This is a genomic window from Paenibacillus sp. cl141a (genome assembly GCF_900109305.1).
GTDB classification, from domain to species: domain Bacteria; phylum Bacillota; class Bacilli; order Paenibacillales; family Paenibacillaceae; genus Paenibacillus_AQ; species Paenibacillus_AQ lautus_A.
The window spans coordinates 602,369-626,875 of record NZ_FNZO01000001.1 but is presented as its reverse complement, the minus strand read 5'-3'; the positions used below and the strand labels follow the sequence as shown (position 1 = coordinate 626,875).

At 47.8% G+C, this 24,507-nt stretch carries 25 protein-coding genes; 11 read left to right on the top strand and 14 right to left on the bottom strand.

Annotation, left to right across the window (positions count from 1 at the left end; all coding sequences use genetic code 11):
- Nucleotides 1–111: 111 nt before the first annotated feature.
- The 7 genes from BMX45_RS02980 to BMX45_RS02955 all read right to left on the bottom strand — a co-directional run bounded on the left by BMX45_RS02980 (nt 112) and on the right by BMX45_RS02955 (nt 6,487).
- Nucleotides 112–648: a hypothetical protein gene (locus BMX45_RS02980; RefSeq protein WP_090908426.1), complete on the bottom strand. Its 537-nt coding sequence runs from the start codon at nt 646–648 to the stop codon at nt 112–114.
- Nucleotides 649–667: 19 nt separating this feature from the next.
- On the bottom strand, nt 668–2,164 hold the full coding sequence (locus BMX45_RS02975; protein ID WP_090908425.1) for an amidase family protein: 1,497 nt from the start codon (nt 2,162–2,164) through the stop codon (nt 668–670).
- Between the two features lie 271 nt (nt 2,165–2,435).
- Nucleotides 2,436–4,214, bottom strand: coding sequence for an ABC transporter ATP-binding protein (locus BMX45_RS02970; protein WP_090908424.1), 1,779 nt, complete (start codon nt 4,212–4,214; stop codon nt 2,436–2,438).
- 28 nt (nt 4,215–4,242) lie between these two features.
- On the bottom strand, nt 4,243–4,833 hold the full coding sequence (locus tag BMX45_RS02965; protein ID WP_090908423.1) for a hypothetical protein: 591 nt from the start codon (nt 4,831–4,833) through the stop codon (nt 4,243–4,245).
- Nucleotides 4,830–5,366, bottom strand: a complete 537-nt coding sequence (locus tag BMX45_RS02960) for a MauE/DoxX family redox-associated membrane protein (RefSeq protein WP_090908422.1) — start codon at nt 5,364–5,366, stop codon at nt 4,830–4,832. Before BMX45_RS02960 ends, BMX45_RS02965 begins: the two co-directional genes overlap by 4 nt.
- A 251-nt stretch (nt 5,367–5,617) precedes the next feature.
- Nucleotides 5,618–5,743, bottom strand: coding sequence for a hypothetical protein (locus BMX45_RS32080; RefSeq protein ID WP_260871392.1), 126 nt, complete (start codon nt 5,741–5,743; stop codon nt 5,618–5,620).
- A gap of 330 nt (nt 5,744–6,073) precedes the next feature.
- The gene (locus BMX45_RS02955) at nt 6,074–6,487 is read right to left on the bottom strand and encodes a DUF4183 domain-containing protein (RefSeq protein ID WP_090908421.1); all 414 of its coding nucleotides are present in this window, start codon (nt 6,485–6,487) and stop codon (nt 6,074–6,076) included.
- A 443-nt stretch (nt 6,488–6,930) separates the two neighbouring features.
- Here BMX45_RS02955 and BMX45_RS31670 point away from each other — a divergent pair, with 443 nt between their 5' ends.
- Nucleotides 6,931–7,830, top strand: a complete 900-nt coding sequence (locus tag BMX45_RS31670) for a DUF4183 domain-containing protein (protein ID WP_254777928.1) — start codon at nt 6,931–6,933, stop codon at nt 7,828–7,830.
- Between the two features lie 142 nt (nt 7,831–7,972).
- Here the strand turns inward: BMX45_RS31670 and BMX45_RS02945 are convergent, their stop codons facing one another.
- Nucleotides 7,973–9,493 (bottom strand): glycoside hydrolase family 43 protein, encoded by a 1,521-nt coding sequence (locus BMX45_RS02945; protein WP_090908419.1) that lies wholly within the window; start codon nt 9,491–9,493, stop codon nt 7,973–7,975.
- Nucleotides 9,494–9,618: 125 nt separating this feature from the next.
- Nucleotides 9,619–11,301 carry an ABC transporter substrate-binding protein gene (locus BMX45_RS02940; RefSeq protein ID WP_090908418.1) on the bottom strand — a complete coding sequence of 561 codons (1,683 nt, stop codon included), beginning with the start codon at nt 11,299–11,301 and terminating at the stop codon, nt 9,619–9,621.
- A 203-nt stretch (nt 11,302–11,504) separates the two neighbouring features.
- Here BMX45_RS02940 and BMX45_RS02935 point away from each other — a divergent pair, with 203 nt between their 5' ends.
- The 3 genes from BMX45_RS02935 to BMX45_RS02925 all read left to right on the top strand — a co-directional run bounded on the left by BMX45_RS02935 (nt 11,505) and on the right by BMX45_RS02925 (nt 13,835).
- Nucleotides 11,505–12,368 (top strand): helix-turn-helix domain-containing protein, encoded by an 864-nt coding sequence (locus tag BMX45_RS02935; protein WP_090908417.1) that lies wholly within the window; start codon nt 11,505–11,507, stop codon nt 12,366–12,368.
- A 182-nt stretch (nt 12,369–12,550) separates the two neighbouring features.
- Nucleotides 12,551–13,270: a type II toxin-antitoxin system prevent-host-death family antitoxin gene (locus tag BMX45_RS02930; RefSeq protein WP_254777927.1), complete on the top strand. Its 720-nt coding sequence runs from the start codon at nt 12,551–12,553 to the stop codon at nt 13,268–13,270.
- A gap of 253 nt (nt 13,271–13,523) precedes the next feature.
- Complete coding sequence (locus tag BMX45_RS02925; protein ID WP_090908415.1) at nt 13,524–13,835, top strand: YbjQ family protein; 312 nt, start codon at nt 13,524–13,526, stop codon at nt 13,833–13,835.
- A gap of 152 nt (nt 13,836–13,987) precedes the next feature.
- Here BMX45_RS02925 and BMX45_RS02920 read toward each other — a convergent pair whose 3' ends face one another.
- Both BMX45_RS02920 and BMX45_RS02915 read right to left on the bottom strand, forming a co-directional pair.
- Nucleotides 13,988–14,329, bottom strand: coding sequence for a glycosylhydrolase-like jelly roll fold domain-containing protein (locus tag BMX45_RS02920; RefSeq protein ID WP_254777926.1), 342 nt, complete (start codon nt 14,327–14,329; stop codon nt 13,988–13,990).
- A 295-nt stretch (nt 14,330–14,624) separates the two neighbouring features.
- Nucleotides 14,625–14,996, bottom strand: a complete 372-nt coding sequence (locus BMX45_RS02915; protein WP_090908414.1) for a winged helix-turn-helix transcriptional regulator — start codon at nt 14,994–14,996, stop codon at nt 14,625–14,627.
- 225 nt (nt 14,997–15,221) lie between these two features.
- Between BMX45_RS02915 and BMX45_RS02910 the strand changes: the two genes are divergently transcribed.
- Complete coding sequence (locus BMX45_RS02910; protein WP_090908413.1) at nt 15,222–15,806, top strand: NAD(P)H oxidoreductase; 585 nt, start codon at nt 15,222–15,224, stop codon at nt 15,804–15,806.
- A 541-nt stretch (nt 15,807–16,347) separates the two neighbouring features.
- On the opposite strand, the gene BMX45_RS02905 is transcribed toward BMX45_RS02910, so the two are convergent.
- Both BMX45_RS02905 and BMX45_RS02900 read right to left on the bottom strand, forming a co-directional pair.
- Nucleotides 16,348–17,760, bottom strand: a complete 1,413-nt coding sequence (locus tag BMX45_RS02905) for a sensor histidine kinase (protein WP_090908412.1) — start codon at nt 17,758–17,760, stop codon at nt 16,348–16,350.
- Nucleotides 17,760–18,473, bottom strand: a complete 714-nt coding sequence (locus tag BMX45_RS02900) for a response regulator transcription factor (RefSeq protein ID WP_036661348.1) — start codon at nt 18,471–18,473, stop codon at nt 17,760–17,762. Before BMX45_RS02900 ends, BMX45_RS02905 begins: the two co-directional genes overlap by 1 nt.
- Nucleotides 18,474–18,634: 161 nt before the next feature.
- Between BMX45_RS02900 and BMX45_RS02895 the strand changes: the two genes are divergently transcribed.
- The 6 genes from BMX45_RS02895 (at nt 18,635) to BMX45_RS02870 (ending at nt 23,630) form a co-directional block, all read left to right on the top strand.
- Nucleotides 18,635–19,552 carry an ABC transporter ATP-binding protein gene (locus tag BMX45_RS02895; protein ID WP_090908411.1) on the top strand — a complete coding sequence of 306 codons (918 nt, stop codon included), beginning with the start codon at nt 18,635–18,637 and terminating at the stop codon, nt 19,550–19,552.
- Complete coding sequence (locus BMX45_RS02890; RefSeq protein ID WP_090908410.1) at nt 19,549–20,301, top strand: ABC transporter permease; 753 nt, start codon at nt 19,549–19,551, stop codon at nt 20,299–20,301. Before BMX45_RS02895 ends, BMX45_RS02890 begins: the two co-directional genes overlap by 4 nt.
- A 12-nt stretch (nt 20,302–20,313) precedes the next feature.
- Nucleotides 20,314–21,045, top strand: coding sequence for an ABC transporter permease (locus BMX45_RS02885; protein WP_090908409.1), 732 nt, complete (start codon nt 20,314–20,316; stop codon nt 21,043–21,045).
- A gap of 23 nt (nt 21,046–21,068) precedes the next feature.
- Complete coding sequence (locus tag BMX45_RS02880) at nt 21,069–21,419, top strand: YxeA family protein (RefSeq protein WP_090908408.1); 351 nt, start codon at nt 21,069–21,071, stop codon at nt 21,417–21,419.
- Nucleotides 21,420–21,662: 243 nt separating this feature from the next.
- Nucleotides 21,663–23,054, top strand: coding sequence for an N-acetylmuramoyl-L-alanine amidase family protein (locus BMX45_RS02875; protein ID WP_254777925.1), 1,392 nt, complete (start codon nt 21,663–21,665; stop codon nt 23,052–23,054).
- 30 nt (nt 23,055–23,084) lie between these two features.
- Nucleotides 23,085–23,630, top strand: a complete 546-nt coding sequence (locus BMX45_RS02870) for a GerMN domain-containing protein (protein ID WP_175495024.1) — start codon at nt 23,085–23,087, stop codon at nt 23,628–23,630.
- A gap of 106 nt (nt 23,631–23,736) precedes the next feature.
- Here the strand turns inward: BMX45_RS02870 and BMX45_RS02865 are convergent, their stop codons facing one another.
- Entirely contained in the window at nt 23,737–24,489 is a 753-nt protein-coding gene (locus BMX45_RS02865; protein ID WP_090908405.1) for a (S)-benzoin forming benzil reductase, read from the bottom strand.
- Nucleotides 24,490–24,507 lie beyond the last annotated feature (18 nt).

Sequence of the window (24,507 nt, the reverse complement as noted above, 5' to 3'; positions counted from 1 at the left end):
ACCGTTTTTAGGGCTGTTCGGCATTTTCACCTCATTGCCACCTTGTCCGAGCAGTCTGCACCATAGAAAAGGCCCGGCTGCAAACGAGCTGCAGCCGGGAGTGATTGTACCCTAATGTTCTTCCCGCTTCGCCCCGGCCACATCCCATCGATAGCGGAATTTCTCCAGCCTCGGATGCAGAAACGGCGGCTCGGACAACAAGATCAGCCTCAGCTTCACGATCCATTCCTCGAAGGAAGAAAACGAAGCAAACACGTTAGCTACCTCCGGAGTCATGAGAAGAAAATGGGGACTTCCGTACTTCTCGACCAGATGTCGAAGCGCCGTATCGATCGGCGTGTATTTTTTCCGTTTCGACTCGAACGATTCAATCACGACCGAAGATCTTACGTGCTCCTCAATCCATTCCTGAAGCTGTTTCTCCCGCTTGTAATACGGGCTCACCGGCTCCTTGAACATCCGTTTCACCGTCTCTTCGTGCAGCGGATACAACACCAACTTTGCGAAGGAGCGTTCCTCAACGATGGCAGCCGCCTGCTCAAGGACCTCCTGTTCCAACTCAAAGAGGTCGTAGAATATCAAGGTTCCTTTCGTTGTCGGCTTCGGGGGCTCGTAGCCGTATGGGACATACTCCAAATTGCGCGGCATGATGGAACATCACCTCTCTTTACTCTGATGACTGGCATGAAAGCTTCGGCGGTACACGATGCTTGGTGGCCTGCTCGAAGCCGTAGGCTAACTGAATCAGCACCGGCTCGCTATAAGCCGTCCCGATGAATGTAATGCCCTGAGGACCTTTGGTGTTGTATCCTCCCGGAGCTATGATCCCATTCTCGGCATAACCGCCGGGAACGGTAACCGAAGGATACCCTGCACGGGCAGCCAGATCGGGTCCATATTCATTACCCAAAAACAGCAGCGCGTCCAGCTGATGCTCCCTCAGTACATGGTCAATCCCCATGGTGCCCGCCCTTTCCTTGTTCTTCCGCTTGCTCTCCATATACTCTTTTTCGGTTAACGAACCGCTTGTTTCCTCGGCCCAAATCAGGGTGTCCTGTCCATATTTCAGGGCTATGTCCGCGTGTGCCTCGTTATAAGCGATAACCTCAGCTAATGAATGAACCGGCAGCGACGGATCTACATTCGCCAAATAATCATTGACGTATTTCTTGAATTCATAGCGAAGGACGTTGGCATCCCATCGGGTGCCCTGGCATGGCAGTTCCACCGGATCGATGATGGCCGCGCCTTGTTCGCGAAGAACATCAATGGCAGACTCTACGATATCTAGTCTATCCCGATCCAGGTGCTTATAGTAGTATCGGGGAATCCCGATTCGTGCCTGCTTCAGATAACTGGCGTCCAGAAACTTCGTGTAATCCTCTACCCTTGCTTGAGCAGCTGTCTTGGTCACCTCGTCCAGGTCATCCGCACCCGCGATCGCGCCAAGCAGAATCGCGGCATCTTCCACCGTTCGGGTCATTGGACCTGCCGTATCTTGCGTACGCGTGATGGGAATAATGCCCGTCCGGCTTACCAGTCCGATCGTCGGCTTCAAGCCAACCAGACTGTTCTGGCTGGAAGGGCTGATAATCGATCCCGAAGTTTCCGTGCCGATGGCTGCCGCAGCCAAATTTGCCGCCACGGCGGCTCCGGAACCGGAGCTCGAACCTCCGACGAACATTTCGCCGGGACCGTAGGGATTTAAAGTAAGCCCGCGCCTTGACGAGTATCCTGCCCACATGGTCGAGGACATGAAATTCGCCCACTCGGTCATGTTGCTCTTGCCCAGAATAACGGCCCCCGCCTCTCGGAGCTTTGCGGCAACAAAGGAATCTTTGGCGGCGTACGAATCGGCCAGCGTGATGGAGCCGGCGCTCGTATGCAGCCGATCCCCGGTGTCGATGTTGTCTTTGAGCAGTATCGGAATCCCGTGCAGCCGTCCCCGCGCTCCCAAGTTTCTGCGCTCCTGATCCAGCTCTTGGGCAATCTGCAGCGCATCCGGGTTCACCTCTAGAATCGAGCGAAGCCATCCATCGTATAACCCGATCCGTTCCAGATACAATTGCACCAGTTCGACCGAAGACATCAAGCCTTCTTCCATGGCATGCTGCATGTCCGCTATGGTTGCTTCCACAATCCATGCTCTTTTATCCAAGCTCATATATGGTCCCCCTTAATTTACTAATCTTGCGGCAGGTGTGGGGTTTAACGTTTCATATTTTAGCCTCCAGACGTTTCAAGTCCCTATTCAATTCGGGATTCAGACACGAAACTCCTCCTGGCACGCAATCGGTCGGCATCTTAACGGCTCTCTCTTCTCCCATGGCGGCTTGCCCCTCCTAACGTAAACTAAACGCAGGAAGCGGACCAAGAATGAGTTCTTGATCCGCTCCGCTTAACTTTCGCATTCGCTTCAAAACCGGTGCTGCATGCTAACGATACCACTGGGCCTGTTTATTGAACATTTCGGCATAATGGGCTCCCTGCCCGAGTAACTCCTCATGTTTTCCCTCTTCAACGATTCTCCCTTCCTTGAGGACGAGAATGCGGTCCGCATGTCTGCAGCTTCCCAATCGGTGCGATATGAAGATGGCGGTTTTGCCTTCGGTCATGGACATCAGGCTCTCGAAGATCGCGGATTCCGTAAGCGGGTCTACGGCTGCCGTCGGCTCATCCAGATAGATCACTTCGAAATCCCGATAGAACGCCCGGGCGATCGCGACCTTCTGCCATTGGCCCTGAGACAGTTCGCGCCCGCCGGAGAAGCGCGTACCCAGCTGGGTTGCTACTCCGTCCGGAAGCGAATCCGCCAGCGGGGTCATCGAGGCCTTCTCCATGGCATGATTCAATCGGAGATAGGCTTGCCGGTCGTCCGGATCATGCTCACGCAGCGCAATGTTAGCCTCAAGGGTCCATTCATATCGGTAAAAATCCTGGAACACCGCCGTTACTTTGCTGCGGAAGCTGGCGGAATCATAATCCTGGATCGGGATGCCGCCATAGCGCACAACGCCATGCGTCGGTTCATACAAGCCTAGCATGATTTTTACGAGCGTGCTCTTTCCCGCACCGTTCTCCCCGACGATGGCAACCTTTTCTCCGGGCTTGATGCGAATCGTCAAATCGTCAAGTACGGGCTTATCCTGATTCGGATAGCAAAAGGTAACACGATCGACTTCGATTCCTTCCCGCAAAGGCGTGGTCATCGGCAGAGCTTTTTCCGGCTGCGGAACTGGCGTATCCAGAAATTCGAACAATTCGTGGATAAACAGACCGTCATGATAGATTTGCCCGATGTTCTGACTGATGTTCTGGATGGAATATCGCGTGTCCTGGACCGCTTGATAGAGGGCGACATAGCTGCCGATGGTTAGTTTGAGGCGTGAGCCGAGCCAGACGAACACGGCTAAAATGCTAAAAGAACAAATCGTCACCGCCCCTTCCACGATCAGGCGATTCTTCATGTTTTTCCGCTCGACGCCCAGCATTTCATACGTATTTTTGAAATAGATGCCCCGCCATTTATTCAATAAATAATCTTTGGCATGAAACAGCCGGATTTCCTTGGCCGCTTCCTTCGTCTGCAGCAGTTGGTTCATATACGCCGCCATTCGAGACGAAGCCGTCTGCTGATGAATGACCACGAAGCGGGAAGCCCCCTCTTTCTTCTGGATGATCAACAGCGGGACGATCAGAAGCAGCATAACGATAGGCAATATGTAATGAAAGCTGAACAAGAGAACAAGCAAACCCGTCAGCGTGATGAGGTTCTGAATAATCGAGAACATGTAAAACACCATGTTAATTCCGCAGATATTCAGATTGCGAAGAGCACGCTGCAGCTTGTCGTAGCTTTCCGGAGATTCAAAGAATACGAACGGAAGTTTGCTTAACTTCTCCGACACTTGGAGATTAAACCAATAGGATACATAAGCATTCATCTTTCGCTCGGTATACTTTTGAAGAGATGCCAGCACGAGGCCAATCAGAATGACCGCCATCTGGAGTAACAGCCAATACAATGCTTGGTATGGAGCCTGATCCCGAATCAACACGCCGGTAACGGCGTCGATGACTTGAGCCGTAATATAAATCTGGGCAACGGGCAAAAAAGCCTGCATCAAATAAATCATGGTCGATCTGGTAAACATCCGCGGAGAGACGCGGTACACTTGTTTCATAACCTCGAACATCAGGTTCGCATATTTCATGTTGTATAACCTTGAGCCTCCTTCGTCGCTAAGCCGATTTGTTTAGGGCTGAAGGTTTAGCATGAGGCAGCTGGTTGATCATTTGTTCTAAATGATGCAAATAATTCGTGACGCTTTTGTTGATGACGAGCTGCTCCTCGGATAAGTAGAACGCCAACGGAAACCGGTTCACTTTAAATGAATCGATCATAGCCCGGTCTGCCCACACGACCTGCATATCGGTTAACTCATTGGCAACCGCCATTTCTGCGGCTTCATCCGCATCTTGGGCATATAGGAATAGCGTGACCGAAAGATCCGGATGCGAAGCCATAAACGCTTTGATGGCCCCGTACGTTTCTTTGCAGGCATTGCAATGGTTCATCGTGAACAATAGAATTTTGGGCTTGCCGTCGTACAAATTCACGGTATCGCCGGCCATGCTCGTATAGGCTGCCTGAGGAATCTGCGTGCCAAGCTCGAGCCCTTCCTTCGGAACTGCAGGCTCCTCATGCCCAGTCACGGCTGTCTGCGGCTTCAACTTCAACTCCCGAACCTGGCGATATAGTTTGAACACGAAGAAAGCCAAGCTGAATATCAAGCCATACTGAATCACGAGCACGCTCGTAATCAAATTCATGGATTTGTTCCCTCCTTCGCCTGTAATGAATCAAGAGTATACGCATTCACCGCCACCAACGAAATAACGGCAATGCCGCCGGCCGACAGCAAGGTAAGAACCGCCTCTTGGACCGGCATGAGGAAGAGATTCACGGGTTCGGACAACAGCCAAATTAGCGCATTCAATATACCTAAGTATGCAATCTTAACGACCGTATTCATGCCGAGAGCCTCACTAGACCATGAGCCAAAGCAGCTGCATTGGATCTCCTGATTCTGCACAACCCTGGCTTTATAAACGGCGTAGCCGAACCCTGCCAGCAAAATAAAAATCGCGATCTGCGCAGCGACTCTGCTCCTGGAAAATAATAAACCCGCCCCGGCTGCAATCTCAGCGGCGCAGATGAGAACAGGTACAATCCGTAAGCGGCCTGCAGGCATCTGCAGCCGTTCGATCGTCGTCCTGAAATCCGCTAACGATAACAGTTTCGACACTCCCGAAAACACAAACACCAAGGTCAGAAACAAAAGGCAAAGCGCGCTCATGGACATGGTTCATTCTCCTTCCCGACAACCAGGGAGACCAAGCCCCCATTCGATGAATTTGATATCTTGCTTGGACTGCACCTTGCCGTTCTTCTTCGCTGTTCACCCGTTCCCGATCATACTGTAATGGACCCAAAACCATATTCGACCCCTCACTCTTCAACCGTAATAGGAAGCCGCATGCCCTGCGTGAAATATAAACAGCGGAACAAGAAGTTCCGCTGTTTATACGATAAGTTCATGCGTTTACAAAAGAATTAACAGCCGCAAGTATATCTCTCTTCGGAACCGTTGCCGCAGTCCCATACTTCAAGGCGAACGCCGAATTTGTCGCGTCCGCATTGCTCCGTAGTGTTGCAGGAAGTATGACGAAGAATGCACATAAATGCTCACCTCCTTTCAAGTCATGAAGTTCATTCATTTATATGAAAGGTGTTGCTATGCAATAAGCTTCGGATGTGTTGAGCGCTGGCTGAAGGGATCTTCCAATTTCTTATGCCGAGTCGTTTGTAAGCGGGTTCAATTTCTGAGGGGTGCACGTGCTGTATGCTAACTAGCTGGCTTGCAGGATAATATTAATATACTATATTTATCATTTCTTACAAGGATAATATCTTATAGTAAAATAATAGAATATTATCCCTTATTAAAGAAATTACATAAACAAAAGGCTGCCCCATTTTGTGAATCGGAGCAGCCCTTTGCTTACCTATTTAACTGATGATCGTAATGACCGGCGCCGAAATGGTAGGCTGTGTCGTGATGACGGAGGCCGTATTCGTGAAGCTTGCAATTTCCAACAACACCGGTACTCCCGCCGGAACATCCGTCGTATCGAGCACCAAGCTGGTGGTTGTCAAAGTCGATAACGCAAGCTGCTGCAGCATCCCGTTAATATACACATTAAAGTATTCAGCGCCTGTCAACGCGGGAAATGCCGTCACGGGTGCTTCAGCATCATCGATGAAACTCGTGGCCGGCATGGTAATCGAGTCTGCACCGATCATCGCTTCGTCGACCAGCGCAAAATAACGGGTTACGGTTGGCGTTACCGTCGTGGTGATCGTGCCGCCTGTTGCAACGGGAACCGATGCGACCGCGGTAATGATAGGTTTAATAACTGGCATTATCTTCACTCCTCTCTTGTCTTAAATAGAAAAAATATGGCTGTGCCACATTATCATTAAATGATAGATTATGAGATTTGGTTCTGACATTCTCCCAATTTCAGTGAAATTGTATAGCAATTATCCAAAATTCCGGTCAATATATCCATGAAGAAAGGATAAATGTCCACTCGAGTCCTTCTCCAATGACATAAACTAAGTACGGACATTCATCCGGGAGAGGGGGGATAAGACTGAAAACTCCCGTGATCAAGCGGAAACGATATCGAATTCTTCAAGCTGCAGAATATCGAAAACGCAGGACCTGCAAGAAGCGAAAATACAAACGAGTCGTGTCGGCAGGCAAACGAAAATGGAGATGCAACTCCAGATCCACTCATCGGACCACCCCCTCAGCTGCCCAGCATAAACATCAAGAGGGACGCGGCCCGAAAGACTTCTTATTGACACTATTACCTCAAGGCATTCCTGGGAACCCGGGTTTGGCGGGGCCAGCCGGGCTTCAAGGACCCCAGGGCATTCACGGAACCCCTGGCTCGGAGGGGGCGGAGGGCATTCCCGGACCGGTGGGACCCCAAGGCCTTCAGGGCGCTCCTGGCAACCCTGGCTGGGAGGGGCCGGCGGGCATTCCCGGACCGGTGGGACCCCAAGGCCCTCAGGGCGCTCCAGGCAACCCTGGCTCGGAGGGGCCGGCGGGCATTCCCGGACCGATGGGACCCCAAGGCCCTCAGGGCGCTCCTGGCACTCCTGGTTTGGAGGGGCCCGCGGGCATTCCCGGACCGGTGGGACCCCAAGGTCCTCAGGGCGCTCCTGGCAACCCTGGCTCGGAGGGGCCGGCGGGCATTCCCGGACCGATGGGACCCCAAGGTCCTCAGGGCGCTCCAGGCACTCCAGGTATGGAGGGGCCGGCGGGCATTCCCGGACCGGTGGGACCCCAAGGTCCTCAGGGCGCTCCAGGTATGGAGGGGCCGGCTGGAATCCAGGGGCCTACGGGGCCGCAAGGCCCTCAAGGAATCCCCGGAAGCGTCATTGTGCCGGAGATTAACGTGCTGCCGACCACGCTTCGCTATTTTTACGTATTGATGTCCGAGGTTAATCTGGATGATCCCTTCGTCATATCTGCCGGACAATTTACGGATGACGACGGTAACCAGGCATTTCAGAGCATTATGGTTGGTCCGAACAGCTCCTCGACCGTTTATATCAATGGTATGATTCAGGAAGGCCGTATCTACACCATCACTTCGGAGGCACTAACCTTATATTCTCCCGGCGATGTGCTTCTGGCCGGAACGCCCATCTTGCTGGAGGTGCTGTATCTCACCGTTCAGGTGGTAACTTGAACGGTGAGCAAAATACCCCGCTGCGGCGGGTAGCAAGGTTCGCGCAAAAAGACATCTGCCGCAAGGAAGATGTCTTCTTCCTCTGCTTCTTAACATGTTACCGAAATAAACGGTCCCCTCTCTTTCATCTTATCGAATTCGACTATTCGGCCCGGCTATCGATGACTTCATAATCAAACCAGTCGAACAGCGCAGGGGTTGTTCCATTGTCGCCGAATGCATACATAGCAATCATTAACCCTGTAAATCCGCCGGCTACTTCCGTCGCCAGCAGATGGGTTTCACCTGATCCCATATTCATGACCTCTGATGAACTTTGTCCCACGGAGAATAGAAAATGCTCGGGCATTGCTTCGATTCGTAACACGACAGGCCCCTCCGGACATCGACTGGTTTGTTCTACGCTAAGCGACCCCACGGTACGTCTGAATACGATCGTTTTTTCCCCGTTTATAAGCTTTACGGCCAGATCATAATGATACCTTTCATTCATAAAAACGGTTATTCCCGCTTCTTCCCCCTCGTTTGCAGGCTCAAAGTCCAGAGCAGCGGATATATTGCAAGAAAAGTGCCTTAATCGTCGCCCGACAAAAGCAGGGGATGCCGCGTCGTTCATGGACGATGGGTTGCCCCGCAGCATGAGATATCCCGGATGTTCCTGCAGCGACCAGCTCCCTGGCAATGGGTTGCGCAAAAAGACCCAGTCCAAACCGAGGGAGGCGTGATCGAAATCGTCTCTGGACGGCTTTGCAGGCCACCGGCATGCCGGCAGCTGAGGACTGTCCATTACCTGCTCGACCCTTCCCTCGAATCCGATGCTCGGCCAACCGTCCGCCGTCCATGTGACCGGAGCCAGATAAGTTTCTCTGCCGAGATGATGGCGCATGGGGTATGAAACCGGCCTGATCCCCAAGAAAACGGCCCACCACGTGCCATCCTGAGCCTGCACCAGATCCGCATGCCCTGTCCCGTGTATGGGGCTTCTCCTGCTTCGATGGGACAGAATCGGATTATGGGGACAAGGCTCAAACGGCCCGTAAGGATGTCGGCTTCGCGAGACCGTGACCATATGTCCGTACTCGGTTCCGCCCTCGGCAATCATTAAATAATACAGACCGTGTATTTTGTATAAATGCGGGGCTTCCGGACTGGCTCCCCCGGTTCCTCTCCAGATTAAGCGGCTTTCCGTCAGCTTCTTGCCGCTTGCCATATCGATTTCGCATTGATAAATGCCCTCTCCCTCGTCGCCGTAGCAAGCCGTCTGAAAATAGACGCGACCATCGTCGTCGAATAGCAGCGAAGGATCGATGCCTTGCTGGGCGACAGGGATCGGATCAGACCATGGACCTGCCGGATCCGTGCTTTTGACGTAAAAGTTGCCGATTCCGCTGACGTTGGTTGTCGTCATATAATACCAGCCCTCATGATAGCGAAGGGTCGGGGCATAAATTCCCCCTGAGCTCCCGGCATTCTGAAGAGGCAGTTGTTTTTCCGATGTAAGGCAATGGCCAATTTGCTTCCAATTTACCAAGTCCTTGCTATGAAAGATGGGAACGCCCGGGAAATACTCAAATGTGCTCGTCACCAAATAATAATCTTCGCCAACCCGGCAAATGCTTGGATCCGGATAAAAGCCCGGTAGGATGGGGTTGCTAAACTTCATGAAACAAAACACTCCTCTGCACTCCTAATTTATGTCTAAGAAACGATGGTCTATGAAACAATGGTGAAAAACAGATTGGCATAAAAGAGAGGCAGCTTTGGGGCCTGCCCCTCAAATCAAACGGTTCAGTTATTCCACAGCTCAACCCGATCACGAACCAGCTCCGAATATTCCTGCTCCATTTTTTCCGCCCCGGCAGCGTTCAGATCTTGAATGAATTGATCGTAAAGGGCATCGAATTGGGACGGGTCCGCAAGGATGATCTCCGGAATGCGTTTGCGAACAATCTCTTCAACCCGCTTGTAGGTGATTGCAATGTTGGAGTCGATCGGCGGGGAAATAAGATATGCCGCACCCCACGGCTTCGTCGGAAATTCCTCGGACTTTGGCCAAAGATCCTTCCACATTTCCGCACCATACGCTTTCAGCGTCTCTTTGGCTGAAGGCGTATAATTGGCCTTGATTTGTTCCGGGAAGTTGGTCGTATAAAAATTTCCGGTCGAATCCTTCGCGCCGTCGCCATAACGAGGAAACAAACTGTTATATAATCCAATTCCGCTCTCTTTGGTAAAGCTGGCGTTGTCGTTAACTTTGCGGTCCTGCACGTCCTCCGGAATGACGCGTTTGCCGTCTTTGACATTGTAATGCTCGCCTTCAATGCCCCAGTTCATCAAAATCTGCCCTTCTTCGGAAGCCAAATAATCCAAGAACTTGATGATCCGTACCGGATCCTTCGCGGATGTCGTGATGCCTACGCCCCAGCCTGCTGCATACCCTGCATTCTGGAACGAAGCGTCCTTGGTCGTCCCATCCAATTGGATCGGGAATCTCGCATAGGTACGGTTCTCTTTGCCGGCCGTTCTCAGCGCATTCGTCGGGTTTCCAAACCCCCAATCGGCGTCAATAACGCCAAGAACGCGGCCCGAGGCGATCTTTGCTTCGTACTGGTCCGTCTTCTGAACGAACGTTTCATTGTCCAATATGCCCGTGGCGTTGAGATGATTCAACCAGCGGAAGTATTCCTTGTCCTCCGGACGTCTGTAGTGCAATTTCGCTTCATACGTTTCCGGATCAACATAATACTCCCCATCCCCTGACAAACCGGTAGCAATCACGGCCGCATCCGTTACGGAGATCATGAATCGCCATCCATCGGCATTGAGCGTCAACGGAATCGTTGGCTGACCGTCGATCGTCGGGTGTTTCTCATAATAATCCTTCAGCGCCTTCTCAAAATTCTTGACGGTCTTGATTTCCGGATAACCGAGATCTTTCAGCACTTCATGCTGGATATGAAAGTTTCCGCCGGCATCCAATTGCTGATGATCCACGGCATTGAGCGTCGGAAGGACATAGATCGATTCATCCTCGTTGCTCCACTTCAGACGGTTCATGTAATCCCCATAGAGTTTTTTCAGGTTCGGTGCATGTTCTTCGATCAAATCGGTAAGGTCGATAAAAGCGCCCGAATCAACGAACAGGTTCGCATCGCCTTTAGCGAAAACGAGATCCGGATATTCACCGCTCGCTACCATCAACGGCAACTTCTGATTGGAACCGTCAACCGCAAATTCGGCTTGGATCGTAACGCCGGTCGTCTCGGTCAGCTTTTTGCCGACGGCATCCTGCATACTTGCCCAGTTCGCATTCGAATCGGCGCTGAAATAAGTAATTGTAACCGGTTTCAAATCTTCCTCTTCGCTGCCTGCGGAATTGCCGCTGTCACCGCTGCTGCACGCAGACAGAATAAAAGTAACCAGCAGCATCATCATGGCCAAGAGCAGCGATAATCCCTTCCAGTGTTTCATGCCTTTACCCCCTATTCAATATCTTCTTGTCAGTCGCCAGCAGATCCTGCATTCTAGCTTTTTTGTATGAATGGTTTAGAGCGACTCCACTTTCAGATCCTATTATATCTTCTAGTTTCGTCCTTATTCCTTGATCTTAGAGCCTGAATATAGCATGATAAGGACATCAAGATACGACATAATATACTTGGGAGGGTGGCCGAATGAGAAGCGTACATTTGAATTGGTTTACGACCGATGAGCAGTTTAAGTTCTTTATTCAATATGGCGGACACGAAGAGGACATGTACGTGCATCACCATGTTGATTTCTCCGAACTCGTTATCGTTTTGCATGGTCATGCCACCCATATCGTCAACACAGAGGAATCGTTTATCAAGAAGGGGGACGTCTTTGTCATTAACGGCACCACCTCCCATGGATATAAAGACCCGCATGAGTTTCGTATTTGCAACATCATGTACAAGCCCGAGATGCTGGAATTGGCGGGTCCGGAGTTCAAAAGATCGAACGGGTATCAAGCGCTTTTCGTTCTGGAGCCGTATTACCGCAATATCAACCACGCGTTGAGCAAGATGAGCCTGCCAATCTCTAGTCTGGAGTACGTATCGTCCGTTGTTGACTTCATGATTGAGGAATACGCGAACAAACTGCAGGGCTACCAGACCATCCTGCGTTCGCGATTTATGGAGCTGGTCGTCCAGCTGTCGCGGCAATATGAAAAGCAAGAGCGGCACGGAGCCCAAATTCATCTGATGCATTTGGCGAAAGCCATTTCCTTTATGGAGGATAACTATTTGCAGCCCATTTCCCGTGAAGAAATTGCGGCCAAATCCAATATATCCGTCAGGCATTTGAATCGGATATTCCAATCCTATTACCAAACAACGCCGTTCGCCTATCTTCTGCAGCTCCGCTTGGAGCACGCATGCAGACTGTTAAAGACGACATCCCTTCCGATTTCGGACATTTCTTATCAGAGCGGCTTCAACGACAGCAATTATTTTACCCGACAGTTCTCGAAGGTGTATGGCCTATCTCCTAAAGTGTACCGAAAGCGCAGGTAAGCACTTTGCAAGGCGCGAGAAATACCGTCCGCCACAAATCCGTGAGTTTCAATGCAACTGCAGCAGAAGCAAACTGTTCGAAAAAATCATCCTACTTTTTAATTAGCTAAATTAATTGAAACATTCCCTGTATTTAGCTATTATAGACTCAAATTAGCTAAATCGAGGTGAAATTTATGAGAATGACTTCCACCGATATGCAAAACAATTTCGGAAAGTATCTTAAGTTAGCTGAGGCTGGCGAGGACATCATCGTGACGAGAAACGGCAGAGATATTGCCAAATTAATAGCCTATGCCGGCACAGATGAACCTGTCCTGAGAGAGGGGGCTGTAAAGTATACAGCCGACAATGACAACGTCACTTACGAGGATTTCCTGAAACTAACCGAAGGCTCGGAACAGCGCCACGAGTTGATCGACGGGATCATGTATAACATGGCTTCCCCTTCATACAACCACCAACATGCAGTTAATGAACTGCACGGCACATTTTACAATTGGTTCAAAGGAAAACCCTGTACACCGCTGACTTCCCCACTTGATATTACATTGAAGAAGGATGAGGCAAATATCTGTGTCGTACAGCCGGATCTGGTCGTCATTTGCGACAAAGATCAAATCAATGAGAAGGGAAACTATATGGGTACGCCTGACCTCGTCATCGAGGTGTTGTCTCCGTCCACGCGTAGCAAGGACATGATCCCGAAGCTTGATCTATACCGGCAATGCGGCGTAAAAGAGTATTGGATCATCGATCCGATGAAAGCTCAAGTCATCCTCTTTTCCTTGTCCGACGGCGAGATCGCGGATGTGAACTACTTCTCGCAAGCCCATGACTCTTTTGCGGAATCCAAACTTTATCCAGGCTTACAGGTTTCCATGCAAGATTTGTTTGCGTGACTACTATACCTCTTAGGAAACAACCGCCTATTCGACCACCTGCTTTGCAACTTCAATAAGCATTTTCCATCGGATAATTGTCTTCTTACGCCCGTTCGTGAAACCAATTCTCTTCTGTCGGCGTACTAAAAGAAAGCACTCACGCTGGTAAACGATTGTATATTTCCAAGTACTGCAATCCAAATCAGCACCAGGTGAAAGGTGTTTTTATTCGTAAACGCTACATAAAATTATTTGAAAGAAGGAAGATCATATGATTTTGACAACAACCTCTACCATTGAAGGTTACCCAGTTAAAAGGTATATCGGCATTGTGAACGGCGAAGTCATTATGGGCGCTAATGTAGTGCGGGACTTTATGGCCTCCATTACCGATTTTGTTGGTGGGCGCTCGGGAGCCTACGAGAACAAGCTGCAGGAAGCAAGGGATGTAGCGTTTGCCGAGATGAAGGACAAGGCTGAGCGAATGGGGGCCAACGCTATCGTAGCGGTGGACATCGACTATGAGGTCATTCGTGAGGGAATGCTGATGGTGGCCGTCAGCGGAACAGCAGTGGTGGTATAACTTATAGTTACTTCTGTATTGCGTAGCCCTAGTAATCTGGAATCAACAGATTCGTAGGTGCTATCCACTTCGAATCAAGGATCCTAGTTGCATGTATATTGGAAGAACGTGTATGGGTTCCACCATACGCGTTCTTCCTTCTACTACTGTTTTCAACACTCCGTCGACTTGGCACGGATCACCCGAACAGGTCCGATCAGACCGATGGGGTCCTGCTGCGCAAAGGACGACAAAAAGTCGCTCTGATCTTTCACCAACGTATTCGTAACTTCGATGACCAGCCTGTTTTTCCCCTTCTTAAGGAGATCGCCGATTTCCAGGCGGTAAGGCGGACAAATGCGAACTCCAATGTGCTCGCCGTTCAACAATACTTCTGCCGTCTCATAAACCTCTCCCAACTCCAGCAAAGCCCCGTTCGCTGATTCTCCCCATTCAAATTCTGTTTCATAACGGAAGGTGCCCGTAAATCGGGGCAGGCAATCTGGCCCGCTCATGTTCGTTAAAGCCGCCCGGGTTCCCCATTCCCGGAAATGAGGATATGCTCCAGACGGGAAAACCGTCATGTGGTGCTCAGCTTAGGGTCACGTTAGAGTCAATTCGTGTGCAGTTTACAATCAAATTTCGCTTAATTCCATGCATGCTCTGCTTAATTGATCTTGCTGAGCTAAAGAAGATGATAGTTATTAAGCTAACGGGCAGATTAGTTGAATAAAAGCAAGGAGAAAGTTGGTCTGTTGAATCGGTTGCTTTTTAGTAAAAGAACGAGATTAGGTCAAACATAAGTTAGCCTTAAAAATCTTCCAAAACCTTTGATTTGTCGCCGTGAACCTTTTCCAAGTGATCCTCTCCCCAATAGCATAAAAGGTCTAGAGCGGGCTTTAATCCCCAGCCGTAGGAAGTTAACTCATACTCTACTTTAGGTGGGATCTCTTTATAAACTTTTCGTGCGACAATCTCATCCTTTTCAAGGCCTCTTAGTTGAGTGGTCAGCATTTTTTGTGTAATGCCGGGTATTAACCGTCGAAACTCAGACGTCCGTTTTCGTCCCGTCATCAAATGATAGATGATTAAAGGCTTCCATTTCCCCCCCATTACCTCTAATGCCGCCTCCACGCCAACTTTATACTTCTTTTCAACGCTATTTTTCCTCTCTTCAGTCATCTCTTATTCCTCCGTTAAATGGCTGTGTTTTTGCTGGGGACATAAATTCATTACTTCAGTTCGTTAATCACGAAAGTTTCTAGTGCACCAATCTAAGGCACTTCCATGTTCCTATGGCACCTGAATCATCCTATAGAACTTGAAAGTGCGTACTTCCAGGTTGTTTTTATTACTGTTTATAATAACATCAGCCATTGATCATGAGAAAGGTGTGAATATACTAGTATGAAAGTATTAATCGTTGTTTCGCATCCGAGGAAAGATTCCCTTACCTTTAAGGTGGCCGATCGTTTCGTACAAGGTCTTGCTGAGGCTGGCCACGACTATGAGATATTGGATTTACACGGGGTTGGCTTCGACCCTGTTCTTAAAGGAGTAGATGAACCTGATTTGTCAGCAGCGAAACAGTCCTTTTCTCCTGAGGTGGAAATGGAAATACGGCGATTGAAAGAGCACGACGCCTTGGCATTTATTTTTCCAGTTTGGTGGTGGCATTTGCCAGCTATGCTCAAAGGTTATATTGACCGTGTATGGAACAATGGGTTTGCGTACGGTTCGAATCAGCTTCATCACGAGCATGTCTTGTGGATTGGTCTAGCGGGTGTTTCCAAAGAACAGATGAAAAAGCGTAACTATGATGAAAGTATAACTCATCTGCTTAATGTGGGAATTGCAGACTATTGTGGTGTTTCCAATTCCAAAGTCGAATTTTTATACGAGACTTTGGGTTCCAATTCCAAGCATTATGAGATGCTGCTTAACCAAGCTCATCTCTTAGGGTTGAATTATGCCAAGGAACAGCAGCCTTAAGTTAAGTCTGAACTCTACGGAGTCTGTCCAAGGAAATAATATGAATTTGCACCTTATTCGAGCAGAGAATTTCTAATTTTTTTGTGAGTAGGTGTTCCGGTAACGTGCGGTATTAGCACAACTTTCGATTGTTTGTCGATCTCAGGTTGTCTCTTCTTTTAGTAGCCCTTTCACTTGATAATTTCCGATCAAGACCATCCTTTTAACAAACAGGCTGCCGAAATTTTACATAAACGAATAGAACGATCATCTAATATAACCATGCAAGACCGCGGCCACCTCCCCTTTGTCGAGGAACCCCATCCATTCAATCAAGTAGTTCTTGATTTCCTGTCGAAAAAGTTGGAAGCCTTTTGATTCTACTGGAACTTGGATATATACAAGCAGAATGAAACGGACTAGCGTGACTAGTCCGTTTCTGTTTGTTCATGTTATGTCTTTTGGAGTTATTGCTGGAAATGATGCATGGAAGTTTTAATCCGTGCAATGATTGCCGTCAAAATTCGATGAACAGCAGAAACGGAACATATAAAACAACTTCTTAATCAAGCGTGGGATATATTGGGTTTATGATCTGCACAGGGAATTCCATGATCGCTGTTAGACCTCTTTGGTCCACACCATTTGCAAGAATGAGGTGGCCGTGATGCGCCTTCGCAATCCTTGCTACCATCGGAAGTCCCAAACCGTGACCTTGCTGGTCAGGGCGCTTTCTTCTTGCAGAAAAGTACAATTCGGTTATCTCCGCCAATTGCTCTTGCGGGATTCCTCGCCCATCATCCCTTACGATCATGTGATATTGGGAGCGGTCTTGGGATAGAGAGGTTTCTATTGTGATTTTGCAGCCCTGCGGGTTATGACGCACACTGTTCTGGACAAGATTGCTGATTGCCCGAAGCAGCAATTTCTCGTCCCCATGGACCCGAACCGCTTCATCGGCTAGTTTTAATTCAATGTCATACCGGTCATCCAAACCATGATTCACAAATTCCGTGACAACCTGTCTACCCAGAACTGATAGCCGGATGTACTTCAAGTGCAATGGCTGCATCTCATATTCAAGCATAGAGACCAGATTCAGATCGCTTACCAGTGAGCGCAGCTTCTCGCCTTGGCTCCGGATAATACCGGCTTGATGCCTCTGCTCCTCCGACAAGTCCGATTGATCCTCCATTTCGCTGGCATATCCGAGGATGAGGGAGAGCGGCGTCCGAATATCATGAGAAATCCCGGCGATCCAGTTGGCGCGTGCTTCATCCCGTGACTGCAGCGCGGCTGTCTTGTTCTGGAGTATTGCTGACGCTGAATTCATGCTCTGGGCCAAATCACCGAATATCCCTTTGGTGTCCAACTGAACCTCTTGCTCCCTGGCTAAATTGTGGACTCCTTCCACCAGAGGGCGTATCTTTCTGATGAGCCGCGTGCCAATGACAATAGATATCAGTAGAGCTAACGCCAAATTACAAAGTAGCAGCAGCACGATCCGCAGGGGCAACGAGCTTATCCATTCTGCAAGGAAGTCCAATTGATACTTCCAGTGGCTTTCCTTGGGATACCCTACGACCATCAGACCTTCCTGATGTTCTGACGTATAAACCGGATAATCCTTAAGGTAGTACCGTGAGAACTTGGCTACATCGACTAGATTGTAAGAATCAGGAACATCATGAGGTATATGATACTCCCAGATCACATGACCATTTTCACCGAGCAGCATGGCCCAGGCATGATTCTGCTGCAGCAGCTCGGTAGCTTGCCCGTCCAGTTGAAAGCTGTCCTTCTTCATCTCCAAGCCTTGGGTCACTTGCTTAACTATGCCTTCCGGGGACGAGTTCTGGTCATTTTCCGTAAACACTAGCGTGCCTAGTAATACGAAATTAAAAAGAAGCAGAAATAACGAGAACAATAGGGTTGCGGCGACAAACCGCCGTAATATGCGAATAATCCCCTCCACTAACGTATCTCCTTCACCAGCAGCTTATATCCCAGTCCCCTGACGGTGAGTAGATGAATCGGTTTAGAAGGATCCCTCTCGATTTTTTCCCGTACCCGTCTGACATGGACCATCAATGTATTTTCGTATCCGTAACTGTCATCTCCCCAAACGGCTTGACATAAGGCATCGCTCGTGACGATTCGGCCTTGGTTCTCGTACAACTTTACAAGAATCGCATGTTCCTTTGCCGTCAATGACAGTTCCTTCCGGTTCCTGTGCACGACAGCGCTCTCAAGGTCTATCGTCTGTTCCCCCAATCGGAAGACAGGCAGACGCTCTGCCACGGGAGAGGAGTAGACCCGCTTCAGTATTGCCATCAGCCGTAATACCAGCTCCCTCGGCAGGAAAGGTTTCACAATGTAATCATCTGCCCCCAAACCCAGTCCAAGCAATCGATCTTCATCCTCACCTCGCGCGGAGAGAAAAAGAATCGGAATATCCGTCAACTGTTTAATGGAAGACAGAAGCGAGAATCCGTCGCCATCAGGCAGCATGACATCGAGAATCGCGATATCCGGTTTACCCTCTCGGCAGATCGACAGAGCCGAAGCACAGTCGCCTGCCATGTAAATACGGTAAAAGCCCTCTTTTCTTAAAAATCGTTCGATCATAATTCTGATTTCCGGTTCATCATCTACAATTAATATTTTTTTGTCTTTTAAATTCTCCATGCCCCATCACCTGAATTTATTATACATGAACAAGGGGATGCGCCGTCTTTTTCTAAATCTATTTAAGGTTAGCGTAAGGTTGTCTAAAGACTGAAGTAAGGTAGATTCTTTATGGTTGAAACGAAGGAGAAATTAAAGACTGGAATGGAGCTGACTTTCTTATGAGTGCACTCGCAATTGTGCAAACGCAAAATCTGTCTAAAACGTATGGGGCAAATAACAGTGTAAATAAAGTGGATTTACGTGTTCAAGAGGGAGAAATCTATGGGTTTCTGGGCCCAAACGGTGCAGGGAAAACAACGACGCTAAAAATGCTTCTCGGTCTCGTCAAGCCTACGGAAGGGACCATCCATATTTTCGGGGAAAACCTGAGCAAACATCGGCCATCCATTCTGCAACGTACCGGGTCGCTGATTGAATCTCCCTCTTATTACGGGCATTTGACCGGGCTTGAGAATATGAAGGTTATGCAGCGCCTTCGGAATGTACCCGATAAAAACGTGCACGAGGCCCTTCGTATTGTGCGGCTGGAAAATCAGAAAAACAAAAAAACGGAACAATATTCGCTAGGAATGAAGCAACGGCTGGGCATCGCGATGGCACTGCTTGCTTTCCCCAAGCTGCTGATCCTTGATGAGCCGACGAACGGACTTGACCCCGCAGGCATTGGAGAAATTCGGGAGCTCATCAAGTCATTGCCTGAACGCTATGGAATCACTGTATTGCTCTCCAGCCATCTCCTCTCGGAGATCGAACAAATCGCTACCTCCGTTGGTATTATCACGCAAGGGAATCTGTTGTATCAGGGGAGTATGGCAAGCTTGCGGCAAAAAAACAGAAACGCCATTTTTATGAAAACCGGGGACAATGCGAAAGCCGAGCAGCTCCTGCTCACTCAAGGATACAGCCCGGCACAAAGTGGCAGCCGGCTTGAGCTCGGCACGCTTCAGGATACGGAAGTGGCAGAGATGAACAGACTGCTTGTTGAACATAGAATCGAAGTCACTCGGATTGAAGAGCAGAAGACAAGTTTGGAGGATATATTCCTGGAGCTGACAGGAAAGGGGCGGAGCTTGTGATCAAGTTGTTAGGGCTGGAGTATTATAAAATCCGTCGCAAAAAAATAGGGATCATGATGATATTATTTCTTGTCGTAGAGATGCTGTGGGCTTTTATGTCCATAAGCCGGTCCATTGCGAGCAACCCGGATCACGCCGTTTGGGAATCCGTTTTTTTTAGTATATCATCCATGAATGGTTTGTTTATGCCCATTATGTCGGCTGTTGTTGTCTCACGCATTTGTGATATGGAACATAAGGGATCGACCTGGAAAATGCTTGCTGCCACCAATGTTGGACGCGGACGGCTTTACGCAGCGAAGTATATATGCACCAATAGTCTAATCCTGTATGGCATCGGGGTACAGGCTTTATTCATCATCGTGATCGGGCTCACAAAGGATTTCCCCGGTACGCTGCCTAGCGATTTATTATTCCGTTTCGTTGGAGGCACTCTCCTCACGACGCTTGCTGTTGCCGCTCTTCAACAGTGGATATCTTTTGCTATCAAAAATCAGGCGTTTGCGCTGGGTTTGGGCATGCTGGGCGGCTTCATCGGAATGACCGCCGGATTATTTCCGGCTGCAATTCGGCATCTTTTTATTTGGTCTTACTATTTGGATCTCAGTCCTGTAACTTATCGATACGCCGAGTCTGCGAGCGTCTATATCGTACAGCCTGAAAGCGTTGGAATCGTACTGGGTTCGTTTATTATGACTCTCCTGTTCTATTTCGTGGGGAACTTCCATGTAAGCAGGCAGGAAATCTGAGGAGGAGCGTTTATGAAACGAAGCATTTCTGCTGAATGGCTCAAACTGCGTCATTCTCGAATTGGCCTTATCATCGCGGTGCTTCCAATTCTAAGTCTGTTGATTGGATGTGCGAATTATTATTTTAACCAGGACGCCCTGCAAAATGGTTGGTACAGTCTTTGGACCCAGGTCGCCCTATTCTACGGCGTGTTTTTCCTGCCTATTCTGATTTCCATCTGCTGTTCCTATATTGGTAGGCTGGAGCATTTAAACCGAAATTGGAATATCGTGATGACCTCTCCTGTTTCGATTGCCAGCGTGTTTCTTGCAAAATGGATAGTCGTCGGTGTTTTAATCTTGTTCGCGCAAGTACTGTTCATAGGACTCTATTGGGTTGCAGGTACCCTATTCTCCTTACCCGGGCCTTTCCCGATAGAGACTATAGGTTGGATGATCCGTGGATGGTATGCGTGTATGTCCATTACTGCTCTACAACTGGGACTTTCGCTGCGGATCCGCAGCTTTGCCACGCCGATCGGCATCAGTCTGTGCGCGGTCTTTATTGGTCTGGGCATGTATATTGCCAAGTTAGGCCTATTTTTCCCGTTCTCGTTACTCAACATCGGGATGAGTGTGATGAGTCAAGATCCGTTAACAGACATGCAGAACATTCTGTTTTGGATCATCAATTTGGCTTTCATCATCATTTTTGCATCGATGACTATTCGCCGGTTGAAGAATAAAGACATTGTCTCATCCTGATTACGCTTAGGAGGATTTTTAGAATGAAAAAAATAGTACTAGTGCTGGGGCTCATCATCCTGATTGGAGCATGTTTGTGGATGTTCTTCTTGGACTCAGAGAAGCTTACCCCAGAAAATTCTGCAGGTAAAAACATCTATTATACGATGATAACCGGCCTCGGTATTCAAGATGACAATGGACGTTACAACTATGAGCTGACTTCATATAATGGGAAAGGACATGAAAGAAGACTTGGGTTTTCGGCCGGAAAGCAATTAAGAGAAGGAGCTTATGTACAGCTATATCACACGCTGCTTCGGGGAGTCACGCGCTGGGAAGAGGTTGCCTTCAAGGAACTGCCTGAGACGGTTCAGCGGCGATATCGACAATAGTATGGATGAATTCATGTTGTTGAGGCTGCCTTGGGCAGTCTTTTAGCATTGAACGATCGTGTCCCCTTAGCTATAAACTTCAACTGATATTTTCAATTTTTGGTACCGATTCACAGGTTAAATATGTATAATTGTAGAATGATGTCATAATTTAGTAGTTTGTACTTTCAGCTTTTGAACTAACTTACGGGTCATTGGAGATGAGTAAATTAGTTTAAGTAAAAATTAAAACCGAGGTGTAAAATGAAGAAATCTATGATGATGCTACTGTTTACTGCACTGCTACTCTTTCTAATTCCCATGCACACTCAAGCAGCTGCAAAACAAACAAAAATTTTTTTAGATGGCCAGGAGCTTGTGTTACCTCATTCTGTTGAAGTTGTTAATATACGCAACAATATTATGATTCCAATTCGAGTAGTCGCTGAGAATTTAAAGTTCAATGTGAATTGGGATAAAAAAACACAAAATGTACATATTCAACAAGGCTCAAAAGCAATTTCATTGACCGTTGGGAAAAATGAGGCTTTAGTCGAAAACGACACCGTGACGCTTAACGTTGCTCCTCAAATGATTAAGAACACGGTTGTCGTTCCCATGCGTTTTGTTAGTGAAGAAATGGGTCTGAGCGTTGGCTGGAATAACAAGGACAAGCTTGTTACTCTATCTAGCAATACATCCCTTCCATCAGAGCCCTCTAATGAAAGTGGGATCGAAGCAGCCACTAATCAAATTCATGAAATAAACTATGCAAGTAACCAACTGGTGGTTTCGTTAGACCAGGAAATTACTCCAGTGATAACAACTCTTCAAAACCCTGAACGAATCGTCGTGGATTTTCCATCTACCAACTTGGGAGATATGGGACAAGCACTCTCTGGCGGAGCCATGGGGAGGCTAGATACTAGTGAATCTCCAAATATTACCGATATACGTTATTCTCTTTTCAAAAATGACCCTGCTCAAGTTCGAATCGTGATTGAACTAAACAATGTTCGTTCGGTTAATTATGAGCAACAGACCATCGCCGGCAAATTCATCCTTGATCTAAGTATGGTAAACGAACCTGTTCCTATAACTCCTGTCAGCAGTGGCAAAAAAATAGTCGTTATTGATCCGGGACATGGAGGAAGTGATCCAGGTACAACTAGTTTCTCCAAAAAGCCTGAGAAGATTTTTGCCCTTGCTTTAGGCCTTAAAGTTCAGGCTCTCTTACAACAAGAATCTGGCATAGAAGTGATTATGACTCGTGAAACGGATATTTACCCTACACGATCGGAACGAGTTAAACTTGCTAATGATCTTAAGGCAGATGTGTTTGTATCTATACACGGTAACAGCGTAAAGGCTGCTCCCCAAGTATCGGGAACCGAAACGTATTATTACCAACGTGAAAGTAGTAAAGAACTAGCAAACCTCATTCATCATAATTTGATTAAGGCCTTGGGATTTAAAGATCGTAGCGTTAGGAACGGAAATTACCAGGTCATTCGAGAAACCACAATGTCTGCGGTTCTCTTGGAAATCGGATTCTTAAGTAACAAATCTGAGGAAGAGGCTATGATGTCAGAAACCAATCAAAATAAAGCGGCACAAGCCATTGTTGATGGAATAAAAGAATATCTGACGTTATAAACAATGATCAATTTAAAAGGATGTGCTCCTATGAAAAAAGGAATCTATCTTGCTATCGCAATTTGTGCCATCAGCATACTAGCGGTGGGCTGTGGTAGCAAGCCTACTTCTTCTGGTCCAGTGCAGGGTTCTGACCCTGCAAGTACTTCACCCGAGACAACAGCTAATCAGAACGAGGAGGGCGAACAATCTCAAGATATTCAGGTTTTTTACGCGGACGACCAACTATTACAATTAGAACAAAGTACGAAGAATATTACTTTTGAGGATGACTCCGACAAATACAGTAAGACGTTTGCCGCCCTTAAAAGTAACGATCAAACCGAATTGATCTCATTATGGAATGGTATTGATTTACTCTCATCGACTTTTAATCAAGGAAAATTGACACTTGATGTGCATATTCCGGATGAAGCAAGATTAGGTGCTGGAGGAGAACTTCTAGCCATCGATGCCCTGAAAGAAACATTTTTTCAGTTTGAAGAAATAAGCAGTATTGAACTGCTTGTTGACGGAGATGCAACCGAAAGTTTAATGGGTCATGTGGAAATAGAACATCCACTAACTCGTGAATAACGTTCGACCCCAAGAATTATTTTAGGTTTAGTATGTAGTTGACTGTCGTATACTGTGGCATTCATTTCTGAATCTTAATTGTGTCAGTAGGCGATTAATCGGATCATTAATCAATGGTTTCAATAACAACAGTTTTACCAAAATCTTCGCTTAGCAGAATCTCGATTAATTTGTGCGCAGTATATTCGGGGGTTTGTAATTTTCCTTCCTCGGAAAGTTGAATGAATTCATGAACATATGGGAACAGGTCCATACTTACGGATCGTATTTCCGATTGTAAATGGGTATCGATCATGCCTGGATATACAGCGACTACTTTTGCAGGATATGTAGCGAGCTTTTGCTCAATGTCAATACTTTTGGTAAACGAGTCAAGGCCGGCTTTTCCAGTACTGTAACAGCTTTGTGAGGGTAATAAATATTTTGCGGATGCTGAGGATATATTTAGAATTCTTTTGTCCACATTCATATCCTTGGTATGTCTGAGATAGTTTGCGGTTATGATCATCGGTGCTAATAGATTTAAATGGATGTTCTCTATTATTTTATCGGTTTCTATCCGTTCAATTGGGCTTACAGGAGTCAACATGGCGGCATTATTGATAAGAAAGATCGCTTCATCGTTGGAATTGAGCTCAATTGGGCTGAAGATTTCTTCGAAAAGTTGATCAATATCGCCCATGTTTGTTAAATCATAATTAAAATAGTCAACTCTGCAGTCCCTTTCCTGGGCTAGATCGATAATCCGTTGGTTTGTAGTTCTAGAGATGCATATAAGGTGGTGGTTCTTATCGATTAATTGATTAGCCAAAGATTCACCGATACCCCTTGATGTACCTGTAATAATAATATGTTTCAAATGGACCGCTCCTTATAA

Bases quoted from the DNA above. Each gene is read 5' to 3' on its own strand.
- BMX45_RS02980 (WP_090908426.1), bottom strand. From the start codon at position 648: ATGCCGCGCAATTTGGAGTATGTCCCATACGGCTACGAGCCCCCGAAG.
- BMX45_RS02975 (WP_090908425.1), bottom strand. From the start codon at position 2,164: ATGAGCTTGGATAAAAGAGCATGGATTGTGGAAGCAACCATAGCGGAC.
- BMX45_RS02970 (WP_090908424.1), bottom strand. From the start codon at position 4,214: ATGAAATATGCGAACCTGATGTTCGAGGTTATGAAACAAGTGTACCGC.
- BMX45_RS02965 (WP_090908423.1), bottom strand. From the start codon at position 4,833: ATGAATTTGATTACGAGCGTGCTCGTGATTCAGTATGGCTTGATATTC.
- BMX45_RS02960 (WP_090908422.1), bottom strand. From the start codon at position 5,366: ATGTCCATGAGCGCGCTTTGCCTTTTGTTTCTGACCTTGGTGTTTGTG.
- BMX45_RS32080 (WP_260871392.1), bottom strand. From the start codon at position 5,743: ATGTGCATTCTTCGTCATACTTCCTGCAACACTACGGAGCAATGCGGA.
- BMX45_RS02955 (WP_090908421.1), bottom strand. From the start codon at position 6,487: ATGCCAGTTATTAAACCTATCATTACCGCGGTCGCATCGGTTCCCGTT.
- BMX45_RS02945 (WP_090908419.1), bottom strand. From the start codon at position 9,493: ATGAAGTTTAGCAACCCCATCCTACCGGGCTTTTATCCGGATCCAAGC.
- BMX45_RS02940 (WP_090908418.1), bottom strand. From the start codon at position 11,301: ATGAAACACTGGAAGGGATTATCGCTGCTCTTGGCCATGATGATGCTG.
- BMX45_RS02935 (WP_090908417.1), top strand. From the start codon at position 11,505: ATGAGAAGCGTACATTTGAATTGGTTTACGACCGATGAGCAGTTTAAG.
- BMX45_RS02930 (WP_254777927.1), top strand. From the start codon at position 12,551: ATGACTTCCACCGATATGCAAAACAATTTCGGAAAGTATCTTAAGTTA.
- BMX45_RS02925 (WP_090908415.1), top strand. From the start codon at position 13,524: ATGATTTTGACAACAACCTCTACCATTGAAGGTTACCCAGTTAAAAGG.
- BMX45_RS02920 (WP_254777926.1), bottom strand. From the start codon at position 14,329: ATGAGCGGGCCAGATTGCCTGCCCCGATTTACGGGCACCTTCCGTTAT.
- BMX45_RS02915 (WP_090908414.1), bottom strand. From the start codon at position 14,996: ATGACTGAAGAGAGGAAAAATAGCGTTGAAAAGAAGTATAAAGTTGGC.
- BMX45_RS02910 (WP_090908413.1), top strand. From the start codon at position 15,222: ATGAAAGTATTAATCGTTGTTTCGCATCCGAGGAAAGATTCCCTTACC.
- BMX45_RS02900 (WP_036661348.1), bottom strand. From the start codon at position 18,473: ATGGAGAATTTAAAAGACAAAAAAATATTAATTGTAGATGATGAACCG.
- BMX45_RS02895 (WP_090908411.1), top strand. From the start codon at position 18,635: ATGAGTGCACTCGCAATTGTGCAAACGCAAAATCTGTCTAAAACGTAT.
- BMX45_RS02885 (WP_090908409.1), top strand. From the start codon at position 20,314: ATGAAACGAAGCATTTCTGCTGAATGGCTCAAACTGCGTCATTCTCGA.
- BMX45_RS02880 (WP_090908408.1), top strand. From the start codon at position 21,069: ATGAAAAAAATAGTACTAGTGCTGGGGCTCATCATCCTGATTGGAGCA.
- BMX45_RS02875 (WP_254777925.1), top strand. From the start codon at position 21,663: ATGAAGAAATCTATGATGATGCTACTGTTTACTGCACTGCTACTCTTT.
- BMX45_RS02870 (WP_175495024.1), top strand. From the start codon at position 23,085: ATGAAAAAAGGAATCTATCTTGCTATCGCAATTTGTGCCATCAGCATA.